At 65.1% G+C, this 12,481-nt stretch carries 7 protein-coding genes and 1 tRNA gene; all 8 read right to left on the bottom strand.

Going from position 1 to position 12,481, the window contains the following annotated elements:
• Positions 1 to 53: 53 nt before the first annotated feature.
• Positions 54 to 3,239, bottom strand: coding sequence for an efflux RND transporter permease subunit (locus ACTJKY_RS12040; protein WP_440846361.1), 3,186 nt, complete (start codon positions 3,237 to 3,239; stop codon positions 54 to 56).
• 4 nt (positions 3,240 to 3,243) lie between these two features.
• Positions 3,244 to 4,395: an efflux RND transporter periplasmic adaptor subunit gene (locus tag ACTJKY_RS12045; RefSeq protein ID WP_440846363.1), complete on the bottom strand. Its 1,152-nt coding sequence runs from the start codon at positions 4,393 to 4,395 to the stop codon at positions 3,244 to 3,246.
• A 67-nt stretch (positions 4,396 to 4,462) separates the two neighbouring features.
• The gene (locus tag ACTJKY_RS12050) at positions 4,463 to 4,795 is read right to left on the bottom strand and encodes a hypothetical protein (protein WP_440846365.1); all 333 of its coding nucleotides are present in this window, start codon (positions 4,793 to 4,795) and stop codon (positions 4,463 to 4,465) included.
• Between the two features lie 10 nt (positions 4,796 to 4,805).
• Positions 4,806 to 5,252 (bottom strand): Arm DNA-binding domain-containing protein, encoded by a 447-nt coding sequence (locus ACTJKY_RS12055; protein WP_440846367.1) that lies wholly within the window; start codon positions 5,250 to 5,252, stop codon positions 4,806 to 4,808.
• 22 nt (positions 5,253 to 5,274) lie between these two features.
• Positions 5,275 to 5,350, bottom strand: a tRNA-Thr gene (locus ACTJKY_RS12060).
• 151 nt (positions 5,351 to 5,501) lie between these two features.
• A complete protein-coding gene (locus ACTJKY_RS12065; RefSeq protein WP_440846369.1) occupies positions 5,502 to 8,513 on the bottom strand; it encodes a TonB-dependent receptor domain-containing protein in 3,012 nt (1,003 codons plus the stop codon).
• 100 nt (positions 8,514 to 8,613) lie between these two features.
• A complete protein-coding gene (locus tag ACTJKY_RS12070) occupies positions 8,614 to 11,373 on the bottom strand; it encodes a TonB-dependent receptor (protein ID WP_440846371.1) in 2,760 nt (919 codons plus the stop codon).
• 52 nt (positions 11,374 to 11,425) lie between these two features.
• Positions 11,426 to 12,415, bottom strand: a complete 990-nt coding sequence (locus ACTJKY_RS12075) for a N(4)-(beta-N-acetylglucosaminyl)-L-asparaginase (protein ID WP_440846373.1) — start codon at positions 12,413 to 12,415, stop codon at positions 11,426 to 11,428.
• Between the last annotated feature and the right edge of the window lie 66 nt (positions 12,416 to 12,481).

Consider the following 12,481-nt stretch of genomic DNA (forward strand, 5'->3'; position numbering starts at 1 on the left):
CGCAAGCACCTGCTCGGAGGGAAGAACCCCGATGCGGGCGTCTGCCAAGTGCTTCAGGTTTCCCTTGCCGCCGCTGGAGCACCGAAGCGCGCATACAGCGTCGGGAGCACGAACAGCGTGAGCAGGGTCGCGCTTACCAAGCCGCCGATCACGACCGTCGCCAGCGGCTTCTGGACCTCGGCGCCGGCGCCATGTCCAAGTGCCATCGGCACGAAGCCGAGGCTGGCGACCAGCGCGGTCATCGCCACGGCGCGGAGGCGCGCGAGTGCGCCTCCGCGGGCGGCTTCTGCCCGATCGGTACCTTGGGCGACGAGTTGCCGGATGGAGGTGACCATCACCAACCCATTGAGCACCGCAATACCGGACAGCGCGATGAAGCCCACCGCTGCCGAGATCGAGAAGGGCATGCCCCGCAGCAGCAGGGCCAGAACCCCGCCCACCAGAGCCAGTGGTACGCCGGTAAACACGATCGCCGCGTCTCGGACATTCCCCAGCGCGCCGTAGAGTAGCATCAGGATCAACACGAAGCAGGCTGGGACAACAATTGCCAGCCGGTCGCTGGCTGAGGCGAGGTTCTGGAACTGCCCGCCCCATTCGAGCCAGCTGCCCGCCGGCAAAGCGAGGTCTCGCGCGATTGCCGCCTGCGCTTCCGCGACCACGCTCGCCACGTCACGCCCCCGCACATTTGCCTGGACGACGACGCGCCTCTTGCCGTTTTCGCGGCTGATCTGGTTCGGGCCGTCGAGCAGACGGATGTCCGCGACCGAAGAGAGCGGCACAAAGGCTCCCGCAGGCGTCGGCACGGTAACCTGGCCGAGCGCCTCCATGTCGGCGCGCATCGCATCGTCCAGACGGATGACGATCGGAAATCGCCGGTCACCCTCGAAAATCACGCCGGCCTGGCGCCCTCCTACGGCAGCGGAGACGGTCTCCGTTACATCCTGCGCTCGGACGCCGAGCCGGGCCGCCGCGTCATGGTTGAATGCGATGTCGAGCATCGGCAGGCCCTCCGTCTGCTCGACCTTCACGTCCTCCGCGCCCGGCACCTTGCGTAAAGCCGCCGCGATCTTCGCCGCGGTCGCGTTGAGCGCGCCGAAATCCTCGCCGAAGATCTTCACCGACACGTCCGACCGCACACCTGCAATCAGTTCATTGAAGCGCATCTGGATCGGCTGGGTGACCTCATAGGCATGACCCGGGACCTGGGCGAGCCGTGCCTCGATCCGCTTTACGACTGCGGTCTTGTCCTCGGACGGATTGGGCCAGTCCTTGCGGTCCTTAAGCATGATGAAGGTATCGGTGGCGTTGGAAGGCATCGGGTCCGAGGCAACCTCGGCAGTACCGGTACGCGAGAAGACGGTGCGGATTTCCGGCATGCCAGCCAGCGACTTCTCGATCTGCGCCTGCATCTTCTGGCTCTGTTCGACGGAGGTACCGGGCACGCGGAAGGCCGAGACAAGCACGTCGCCCTCATCCAGTTGGGGCAGAAACTCCTGCCCGAGCGTGGTATAGGCAGCGCCTGCCAGCGCGAGTGCGCCGAGCGCGACACCGATGGTCCGCTTCGGCCGCCGCATCGCCTTGTCCAGAGCGGGTTCGTAGCGTCGGCGAAGCCATGCGACGATCCGGCCCTCCTTCTCCTCGACCGGCCTGGACAGGGCTACGGCCACTGCCGCCGGTACGAAGGTGAGCGAGAGGAAGAAGGCGAAGGCGAGCGCGATGATCACGGTCAGCGCCATCGGTTCGAAGGTCTTGCCTTCCACCCCGGTCAGGGTGAGCAGCGGCAGATACACGAGCATGATGATGGCCTGGCCGTAGACGGACGGGCGGATCATCTCCCGCGCCGCGGCGGAGATGGTGGCGAGGCGCTCCGGCACGTTGAGCGCGCGCTGTTCGGCATGCTGGTGTTCGGCGAGGCGGCGCAGGGTATTCTCGACGATGATCACGGCGCCATCCACGATCAGCCCGAAGTCGAGGGCGCCCAGGCTCATCAGGTTGGCCGAAACGCCCGCCTGCAGCATGCCGAAGCTCGTGAGCAGCATCGTGACCGGGATCACCATGGCTGCGATCAGCGCGGCGCGGAAATTGCCGAGCAGCAGGAACAGCACGACCATGACGAGCAACGCGCCCTCGACGAGATTCCGCGAGACGGTGGTGATGGTGGCGTTGACCAGCTTGGTGCGGTCCAGCACCGGCTCGATCACGATGTCGCGGGGCAGCGATGGTGCGATCGCCTTCAGCTTGGCATCTACGCCGGTGGAGACCGTGCGGCTGTTCTCGCCGATCCGCATGATCGCGGTGCCGGTGATCACTTCCCGACCATTTTCCGATCCGGCCCCCATGCGGATACCCTGGCCGAGACGCACCTCGGCAACCTGGCTGAGCATGATCGGCGTATTCTCGCGCGTCGCGATCACCGTGGCGCGCAGCTCCGCACGGCTGCGAATGCGGGCATCGGCGCGTACCGCAAGGCCTTCGCCATTGCGGTTCACCGTGCCGCCGCCCGTGGCGACATTGTTGCGTTCGAGCGCGTCGGCGAGATCAGATAGCGACAGGCGCAAGCTCGCGAGCCGCTGGACGTCCGGCACAACCAGATATTCCTTCTCAAACCCGCCGAGCGAGTCGATGCCGGCGACGCCGTTCACGGTTTTCACCTGCGGCGCGACGATCCAGTCCTGCACGGTGTGGAGATAGGTCGCCTTGTCCGCCTCGCTGGCGAGCCGGTCGCCTTCCGGCGTGATGTAGCTGCCGTCGGGCTGGAGGCCGGGCTCGCCCGGGCGATGATCGGTGTGCCCGCGCTCCGCATAGCGTAGCGTCCAGATATACACTTCGCCCAGTCCGGTTGCGATCGGTCCCATCTCCGGGCGGGTGCCGACAGGCAGGTCTTCCTGCGCCTGGGACAGGCGCTCCTGCACCTGTGCCCGCGCGAAGTAGATGTCGGTCGTATCCGAGAAGATCGCGGTGACCTGGACGAAGCCGTTGCGACTGAGCGAACGGGTGCTCTCCAGCCCCTTGATCCCCGAAAGCGCGGTCTCGATCGGGAATGCGACCTGCTTCTCGATCAGCTCTGGCGACAGCGCAGGTGCCAGGATGTTCACCTGCACCTGATTGTTGGTGATGTCCGGCACGGCATCGATGGGCAGGCGCCAGAGCGCGCCGGCACCGACACTGGCGGCGATGAGGGTTAGCAGGAGGACGAGCCAGCACTTGTCCACCGCCCATGCTACGAAGCGATCGATCATGGCCTCAATCCTCGTGCCCGGCTTCGGATGCACCGAGGGCTGATTTCAAGGTGAAGCTGTTCGCTGCCGCGATGGTTTCGCCGCCGGTCAGTCCGGATGTGACGATCACCATCGCACCGTCCCGATGCCCGAGCGAAACCGGCACGGCGCGGAAGCTGTTACCGGTGCGGACGAAAACGATCGTGCGGCTCTCGACGGTCTGCACGGCGGTGTAGGGCACCCGGACCGCGCCGTCGCCATTGCTCGGTAGCGAGACCGATGCGCTGACCGGCTCGCCCGCGCGCCACTTGCCGGCGCGATTGTCGAGTTCGGCAAGGACCGGCACCTGCCGGGTCTTTTCGTCGAGCACGGGGGAAATGAAGCGGATGCGCGCCTGGCCGGTTCGAGCGGCGGCCCGGACCTGCACCGCCGCCCCGACTCGGATGCGCGCCGCATCGGCAGGAGAAACGGAGAGCGACACGCTCAGTCGGTCGAGGCGGGCAATGCGGAACAACTCGGTTTCCGCGGCATCGGCGGCGAAGTTCTGGCCGAGCATAGCAGTACGCGCGATCACCTGGCCAGAAATCGGGGCTGCAAGGATGATGCGGTTGTATTGCCGCCCGCGCGAACCACTCGCGGCGACCTGCTCGCGCGCGAGACGAAGCGCCACGTCCGCCTGTTTTGCGGCTGCACGCGAGATGTCCACCTCGCGCAAGGGACGGAAGCCCTTGGCGTAGAGCGCCTCATCCCGGGCAAGTGTCCTATGGGCAAGTTCGGCGCCAGCGGCCGCACGCTGCACCTCGGCCTGAAGACCGGCCGCCTCGCGGCTTTCGAGCACGGCCAGCGTTTCGCCCTGACGAACGCGTTCTCCAAGGTTGCCGCGCAGCTCGACGATGCGCCCGGGCAGGGTTGCGGCGACGATCCGGGTCGCCTGTGGATCGCTTTCCAGTAGAGCCGGTACCTCGATAGTGCCACCGCTGCGGCCAATCGTCGGATGGGCTAGTTCGATGCCGGCTGTCGTGATCTGCTGTGGGGTCAGCGCAACGAGGTCGGGCTCGGCGTGTGCGGTCTCGGCCGGGTGCGTCGGTTCGGTTCGGTCGGTCTGCGGTTTCCCGCCACCGCTGCCGCAGGCGGCAAGCGTCAGGACAAGCGGCAGGGCCGCGAATAGCGTTCTCATCGATCGGGCTCCTCGGCCGGGCTGTGCCGGCGATTGCGGGCAGGGATGGACGGCGCTGGCGCGCGTCTCAGCCCCTGGGCGGCCGCAAGGCGGGATCGATGGGGAGCGAGATAAGGACGGAGGCACTCGGCGCCACAGTATTGCCCGTCAGCGTCGAATGAAGAATAGGTGCCGACGGAGTGGCTTCGAGGGCAACCGCATGACCGTGGCAGCCGCCATGATGGTGCGGCATATCCTGATCAGCATCGGCTGGCACCTGATCATTGTCGCCATCGGCGTGGGCCTCCCCGCCGCACGCGATCGAGGTATTCGACGGCGCCTCACGGGCATGCACTGCTCCACTCGTCGTCAGTGCGACGGCGAAAAGGACGATCAGCAAAAGCCAAGCGTGGCGAAGCATGGCCACCACCTTAGCGGAGCGCGCCGCGTCTGTCATTCGCTGGCGCTCGCGTCGGTGGAGTCAGGGTGCTTCTCGCACTTTGAAGCCCGACAGAATCGAGTGATGAAGATTGGCTAGGAGCCGAGACTGAGCTATTTTTTTTGACGTCGTGGCGCTTGTAATTTATCCACCAAAGACAGGAGCCGGACGGCGACACGAGCAGAAACAGGCCTAGCTTGTCGTACAGCTTGTAGGCCTTGTCGCCAGTCTTGGCCTTCCGAATTGCGATGTCGCTCAGAGCCATGGTTGGGGCCTTCCGTAGCAAGGGCCCGAACGGGTGAGGCCTCATGCCAAATTCGAGGCCCGTAATCCTGCAAAAAAGGCCCCATTTGGCATTGCGCTTTGATGGAACCAGACGAGCGATCACGAGCCGGACGGCTGAAAATACCGCAGATTTCTGCGGGCTACAAAGCCGCATGGGACTTCCTGGGACCGAGAAATGGTGCCGGTTGCAGGAATCGAACCCGCGACCTTCGGTTTACAAAACCGCTGCTCTACCAGCTGAGCTAAACCGGCCCTTGCGCGTACCGCTGAGCGGAGCTGCACGGCATCTGAGCGGTTTGCCGCGGCGGGTCAAGCGGGAAGGGGCGACGGGCTGGGGGGTATCCACAAAAAACGCCTGCCCACCGAGGTGGGCAGGCGCAGGCTTTTGGAATGGGAGAAGGCGTCAGAACTGGACGGTGGCGCTCACCGCAACCTGACGACCCAGCGAGTCATAGCGTGCCGACAGCGTGTTGTTGCGCGACAGGCCGTAGTTATACGAGTTGGCGAGGATCGGCGGATCCTTGTCGAGCAGGTTGTTCGCCGAGACGCGGAACGAATAGATTTCATTGACGCGGAAGCCCACCGCCAGATCGAAATAGTTGTACGGTGCGATCCGGTAGAAGGTCGTACGGGCATTTGCTGCCGTACCCCCCAGCGCCGGGTCACCCGAATTGGTGGTGTTGGTCAGCGGGCCCAGATAGCGCCAGTTCAGCGAGACCAGGAGCTTCCGGTCCGGCGTGCTGTAGGTGGTGCGCAGGGTGTGCGACCACCGCGGAATGAACTGGCCGCAATTGTCGCCGAAATAGCCGTCCGAGCAATCCTTCACCGGCAGGATCGGCGAATCCTGGCCGCCGAGCAGCGTCGACAGCGAGCCGTTGAAGTCGAAGTCCAGCCTGCCGACGCGATCGCCCAGCCGCAGCGCGTACTGCGCCTGGAAGTCCCAGCCATGCGCCTTGGACTTGTAGTAGTTGGTCGTGCCCTGGCGGATGAAACCCGTGGTCGGGTTGGTGTTGGGATTGCTGAACAGCGTGCCGTCCGCATTGCGCACGAAGGCCTTGCAGAAGAAGTCGCTCGCGGTCTGCGCACAGCCGGCGGAGAAGTAGGAATAATCGTTGAAGCCGATCGAGTTGTTGAGATCGATCAGGTAGCGATCCGCCGACAGCGTCAGGCCCGGGAGGAAGCGCGGGCGCAGCACCACGCCAAAGGTCTTGGTGTAGGCTGTCTCCGGATCCACCGTGAACCCGCCGCTGCGATAGGTGCAGCCGACATCGGTCGGGCAGAGCAGGGTGGTGCTGCCGTAGAGATTGTCGGCAAGACCGGTCGCCCGGCATGCCGCGCGCGAGGCCTGCGGCGCGCCGTAGACGGGGACCTGCTGCCCGGTCTTGGGGTCGACGGTGGTGCTGACCAGCGTCGGTGCGCAGGGGTCGCTATAGGCGGTGGTGATCCGGCCATAGCTGATGTTTGCGCCCTGGTTCGCTTCCACCACGGTCGGCGCGCGCTGGGCGCGGTTCACCGATCCGCGGAACGTGATGTCGCGCACCGGTGCCCAGACCAGTTCGGTCTTCCAGGTGGAGAAGGTCTTCGGGTTGGTGTTGTACTTGGAGAGGCGGAACGCGCCATTGAACTGCAGCGTCTCGGCGAAGGGCTTGTGCTGGACGATCGGCGCCTGAAGCTCCGCCATGCCTTCCCAGACATGCTGGCTGAGATTGGCGTCGCTGCCGCCGTTGAAGCTGCGGAAAACCGAGTCGGCGTAGCTTTCCAGCTTGTCTTCGCGATATTCGGCGCTGAACGCGACCGCCACGCCCTGCTCGGCCCAGGGGCTGGTGATTCCCATCTTGCCCAGGTCGCCCTGCACGGTCGCCACGCCCTGGTACAGGGTGTTGATCGTGGTGCTGGTGCCGTAGGTGCCCTGCGTCAGGTAATTGTACAGCGCGGCGTTGTTGGTGGTCGAATAGGCGCTGAACGGATCGAAGGGCAGGCAGCCGTCCGCCGTCCCGGAAGCGCAGGTCGCCACGCCGTTGACCAGCGTGGTGTCGAGCGACTTGTTCACGCGGCTGAAGTCCAGCGCGCCCGTGGTATAGTCCTGTCGGTTGCGTGCGTAGACGCCGCCGACGTCATAGCTCCAGCCCTCGGCGAAATTGCCGCGGACGCCGCTGCTGATGCGCAGACCCTGGTTGATATAGGTGTCGTCCTGGTCCGGCACGCCCGAAAAGCGATAGCGCAGGTCGACCGGAACCGCGTTCGCCGTGCCGGCTGCCGTGCCGCAGATCGCCTGCGACTGCGACGCGGACATGAACGGGTTGTTGCACTTCACCGTGTAGGGCGTGTCGCCCAGCGCGGTGTAGCTGAACACGCGGGCCGGGAAGCCGTTGGCCGACTTGTCGCGGAACCACATGGCATCGGTGTACAGCGTCGCGGCGTCCGAAATCTCGAACTGCGCGAAGCCGCCGGCGTTCCAGCGATGCGAATCGCGCTGGAACGAGTAGCCGTCATAGGGGTTGGCCGCCTGCGCGGTGGAATAGGGAAGGAAGCTGCGGCTGCCGTCCGGGTTGTTCACATAGGCATTGCCGCTGTTCGGCCCCGAGAGCGGGGAGACATAGCCGGTCTTGGTGTAGGTGGAGGTGCTGCAGCTCAGCGGGCCGTCCTTGACCGACTGGATCAGCTGGCAGCCCGAGGTTTCGCGCGCCGAATAGGGGACGAGGTCGCCCTGGCGATAGTTCACATAGGCCTGCAGGTGGAGGCGATCGTCGAACAGCTTCTTGCCGACGGTGAGCGCAAGGTCTGCCCGGCCGCCATCAACGCCCAGCCCGCGCGCGGGCTGGGCGAAGTTATAGTTGCTAGCAACTTGCGAGACCAGGCCGGGCGTATTCTGGTGGACGTAGAAATTATAGTTGCCGTCCAGCCGGACGCCGGTGAAATCCCGGTCCATCACGAAGTTGATGACGCCGGCCACTGCATCCGAGCCATAGACGGCCGAAGCGCCGCCGGTCAGCACGTCGGTGCGCTTGATCAGCGCGGTCGGGATGATGCCGAGGTCTTCGCCGTTCATCGTGCCCAGGCGCTTGCCGTCGACGAGCACCAGCGTGCGCTCAAAGCCGAGGTTGCGCAGCTTGACGCGCTGGCGGCCGTCTGAATCCTGGTAGTTCTGCTGGCTGTCCGGTGCGACCTGCGGCAGGCGGTTCAGCACGTCCTCGACGTTGACGGCGCCCTGCAGCTTGATCGCTTCCGAGGTCACCGAGGTGATCGGCGCCGCGGCGGTAACGTTCGGCCGGCTGATACGCGAGCCGGTAACGACGATGGTGTCGCTTGCCGCAGCGGTCTGGTCCGCGGGCGTCGTGTCCTGCGCCATTGCCGGTGCTGCAAACAGCGCGGCGAGGCAGCTGGTCGTTACCAGCAGCTTGTCGATTGTACGCATGAAGATCCCCTTTAGTTGTCGCTGGTCGGAGCTTGTCTCCTCCATCGACATACAAAAAAAGGAGCCCCGGCGGTTGCCGCGGCTCCCTTGTATTTCCGAATTACATCCGGAAGCTCGCGCTGAGCGAGAAGGTCCGGCCGTTCTTGTACAAGGCAGTCGGCGCCGAGGGCGTCGAGCTGTACTGGTAATAGGTTTCGTCCAGCAGGTTCGATGCATTCGCCGTGATCGTGAAGTTCTCCAGCACCTTGTACGATGCGGAGAAGTCCAGCTGACGGTACGAGTCGGTATAGTCCGCCGAAGATAGGCGACCGAACACGTAGAAATACTTCGAACGATAGTTGTAGCTCACGCGTGCCTGGAACGGGCCTCTTTCGAAGTACGGCACGATGTTATAGGTGTTGCGCGAGAGATAGGGCAGGCCCTGGCCGCTGAGGCCGGTGTCCGCATCGGCGAAGGTGTAGTTCGCCTGGATGCCGAAGCCGTAGGCGATCGGCGTCTGCGCGGTCAGCGAGAAGCCGGTCACCGATGCCTTGCCGCCGTTGACCGGCTGCGAGATCGCATAGGTGCGGCTCTGCTGGGTCAGCGGGTTGGTCAGCTGGACGTTGAGGTTCACGTTCGAGATGTAGTTCGAGATGTCGCGGTAGAAGATTTCGCCCGAGACATAGCCCGCCTTGGTAAAATACCATTCCGCCGACAGGCCGAAATTGGTCGCCGCATAGGGCTTCAGGTCCGGGTTGCCGGCGCTGCCGGTGCTCTGCGTGTCGTCGAGCGACAGCGCGCCTGCCAGCTGCGAATAGCGCGGACGGGCGATCACCTTTGCGGCGGCTGCACGCAGCACCACGCCGGGGCCTGCATCATAGGCGATGTTGAACGCCGGTAGGAACCGGTTGTCGGTGCTCTCCGAATGCTGCAGCGAGGCCTGGCCGTTGGAGTTGGCGTAATAATAGCTGTCGTCCTTGGTGCTGACGAAGCGACCGCCGATGTTGCCGCGGAACTTGCCGGTCTCGAAGTTCGCCTGGACGTAGCCGGTGTAGATCTTCTCCTTCACCCGGAAATAGCCGCTGGTGTCGAGCGGGCGGGTGACGTTGAGCACGTTCGAGCCGGTCAGCGCCGCGATCATCGCTTCCTTGGTCAGGGTTGCGAAGGGCGTGCCGTTGCCGCTCGTCGACAGGCCGTCATACAGGTCGCTGGCGAGGGTGTACGGGCCCAGATCGGCCAGGGTGAACGCCGCGTTGGTGAAGGTGGCGCCGCCATAGCTCGACTGCTGGTTGCCATGATCGTTGTAGCGGCCGCCGAACATGATCTTCGTCAGCGGGCCGAAGGCGACGTCGCGCTGGAAGTCGATCTGGCCGTACTTCTCGTCGTCGACCGTCTGGTCGGCGTTGGTGATGCCGCCGATCTGCGCGCCGAAATAGCCCGCGCCGTTGGTCGCGGCGAGCACCGCCGGTTCGTCCTGCAGCTTCGATTCACCCGGCGAGGTGCTGACCCAGTTCGAGCCGTCGCTGGCCGGATGCTGCCAGTCGAGCGAGGTGTTGCGGCCGTTGGCGCCGACGGTGAAGCCCTGCAGCGTGCGGAAGTTCAGCAGATATTCCGGCTGCTTGCCACCCGATGCACGGCTGTAGCCGCCGTTACCCGACACGTTCCAGCCGCTCACGTCCCAGTTGAAGGCGAGCGTGCCGCTGTCGTTCTTGATGCGCGTGCGGCGAAAATTGGTGTCGAGTTCGCCGGTCCAGTTGGTGCCGGTGCCCGGGCCGTAGGTGGCCGAGGTGATCAGGCCGTTGCTGACGGTCGCCTGCTGCGCCAGCCCGCCCCGCGTGTTGTAGCTGTATTCGGAGGTGCTGAAATTGTCGTAGTTGCCGCTGATGACGAGACCGGTGGCAGTCAGCGTCAGATTGTCGGCCGGCTTCCACTGCATCGCGCCCGAGAAGCTGAGCCGCTGGCGGGTCTGCTCGAAATATTCGTGCGCCAGGAAAGCGGGCAGGCGGGCGTTGAGCAGATCGGTGTAGCTGCCGCCATTGACCTTCAGCGCCGGGTTAATCGGCACAGGGTTGCCGCTGGCGTCGTTGACGACCTTGCCGGCCGCGTCCTTCTGGAAGAAGGTGTCACCGGTCATGTAGCCATAGACGGCCACGCCGGCGCGGGCGAGATACTGGCGGTCATAGCCGACCGAGCCGAGCACGCCGAAGGTGCCGGCGTCGTTGTGCCAGCTGTACAGGATCGATGCGCGCGGGCTGCCGCGGTTCGATCGATCATTATAGGCATAGCCTCCCGATGCCGTGATCGTGTTCGGCTTCAGGTCCAGCGGCTTGCGGGTGACGACGTCGACGGTGCCGCCGATCGCGCCTTCCTGGAGGCGGGCTTCCGGCGTCTTGTAAACGATCGCCTGGCTGATGATTTCGGGCGAGAGCAGCGAATAGTTGAAGCTGCGGCTCGAACGATCCGAGGGGTTGCCGCCCCAGTCGGCCGAGGCGATCGAGTGGCCGTCGATCAGGATGCGGTTCAGCGCGGGCTCGACGCCGGCGATCGAGACCTGCTCGCCTTCGCCGAACTGGTGGTCGACGGTCACGCCGGGAAGGTGCGACAGCGATTCCGCGATGTTGCGGTCCGGGAACTTGCCGACGTCCTCGGCGCTGATCACGTCCACGATCGCATTGGCCTTGCGCTTGGTCGCGGCCGAATCGGCGAGCGAGCGCGCATAGCCGGTGACCACGATCTGATCGCCATCATCTGCCTGCGCCGGCGCCTGGGCAGGTGCCGAAGCGGTTTGCGCCAGGGCAGGTGCTGCCACGGTGAACATGGCGATGCCGAACGCGGCGCGCGTGCTGCTCGAGCACATCAAAGACTTGCGAAAACCCCTCATATTCTTTTCCTTCCTTCGCCCCCAGGCTGATGATTGCTGCGACGGGATCTATTTATTTCCCGCGCAGACTTTCGGCGCCGAGCACGCTCGTCGCCCCCCCATGATCGGTAACCGCATAGGTAAAGCCGGGCTGGAGCGCATAGGCGCCGACCCGGCCGTGGCGGTCAATGGCGAGGAACGCGACCTGCGCGTCCTTCACGGCATCGCCGCGCAATTTGGCGATGTGCAGCACGGCCTCCCGGCAGGCGGCCATCGGATCCATGCCGGCCCGCATCGACGAGACGACGCGTGCCGAACCGGCGATCCGCGTCACTTCCTCGCCCACGCCGGTGGAGGTCGCAGCGCCCACATCGGGCTCGACCATCAGGCCGCAGCCCGCCTGGGGCGAATCCCCGACGCGGCCGCGCAGCTTGAACGCCATGCCCGAGGTGGTGCAGGCGCCGGCAAGACGACCATTGGCATCACAGGCGACAATACCAATCGTGTCGTGGTCCAGCGCCGAACCGCGCTGATTTTCTATATTGGCGACAGGCTTGTACTTGGCAGTCTTAAGCCATTCGCGCCACGCCGCCTCGGCCTCCGGGGTCAGCAGGCGCGTCTTCGGGAAGCCCTGTTCGAGCGCGAACTGGCGCGCGCCTTCGCCCACCAGGAAGGTGTGCGGGGTCTTCTCCATGACGCGCCGCGCGACCGAGACGGGGTGGAGAATATCTTCGAGCGCGGCCACTGCGCCGACATTGCCGCGATCGTCCATGATGATCGCATCGAGCGTCACATGGCCGTCGCGATCAGGATAGCCGCCGAGACCCACCGAGTGGTTCTTGGGGTCTGCTTCGGGCACCCAGCCGCCGGCTTCGACCGCGTCGAGCAGCGAGCCGCTTTTCTTCCACTGGGCATAGGCGGCGGCATTCGCGGCCGCGCCGAAGTCCCAGGTCGAGACAATCAGCGCGCGCGGCGCCGAAGCCTGCGCCATCGCCTTGCCCGCGGGCAGTACGGCTGCGCCGGCCAACCCCAATTTCAACGCCTCGCGTCGATCCAGTCCCATCGATGCATCCCCCGACAGCGCCGTTGCGCCGCTCTCCTCATTGTGTGCGCCGCAACATTTCAGTCA

It is taken from the genome of Sphingomonas sp. 22176 (assembly GCF_052045505.1).
Classification (GTDB): Bacteria; Pseudomonadota; Alphaproteobacteria; order Sphingomonadales; family Sphingomonadaceae; genus Sphingomonas.

Excerpts from the sequence above, each read along its gene's own strand:
- ACTJKY_RS12040 (WP_440846361.1), bottom strand. The coding sequence starts at position 3,239 with ATGATCGATCGCTTCGTAGCATGGGCGGTGGACAAGTGCTGGCTCGTC.
- ACTJKY_RS12045 (WP_440846363.1), bottom strand. The coding sequence starts at position 4,395 with ATGAGAACGCTATTCGCGGCCCTGCCGCTTGTCCTGACGCTTGCCGCC.
- ACTJKY_RS12050 (WP_440846365.1), bottom strand. The coding sequence starts at position 4,795 with ATGCTTCGCCACGCTTGGCTTTTGCTGATCGTCCTTTTCGCCGTCGCA.
- ACTJKY_RS12055 (WP_440846367.1), bottom strand. The coding sequence starts at position 5,252 with ATGCGGCTTTGTAGCCCGCAGAAATCTGCGGTATTTTCAGCCGTCCGG.
- ACTJKY_RS12065 (WP_440846369.1), bottom strand. The coding sequence starts at position 8,513 with ATGCGTACAATCGACAAGCTGCTGGTAACGACCAGCTGCCTCGCCGCG.
- ACTJKY_RS12070 (WP_440846371.1), bottom strand. The coding sequence starts at position 11,373 with ATGAGGGGTTTTCGCAAGTCTTTGATGTGCTCGAGCAGCACGCGCGCC.
- ACTJKY_RS12075 (WP_440846373.1), bottom strand. The coding sequence starts at position 12,415 with ATGGGACTGGATCGACGCGAGGCGTTGAAATTGGGGTTGGCCGGCGCA.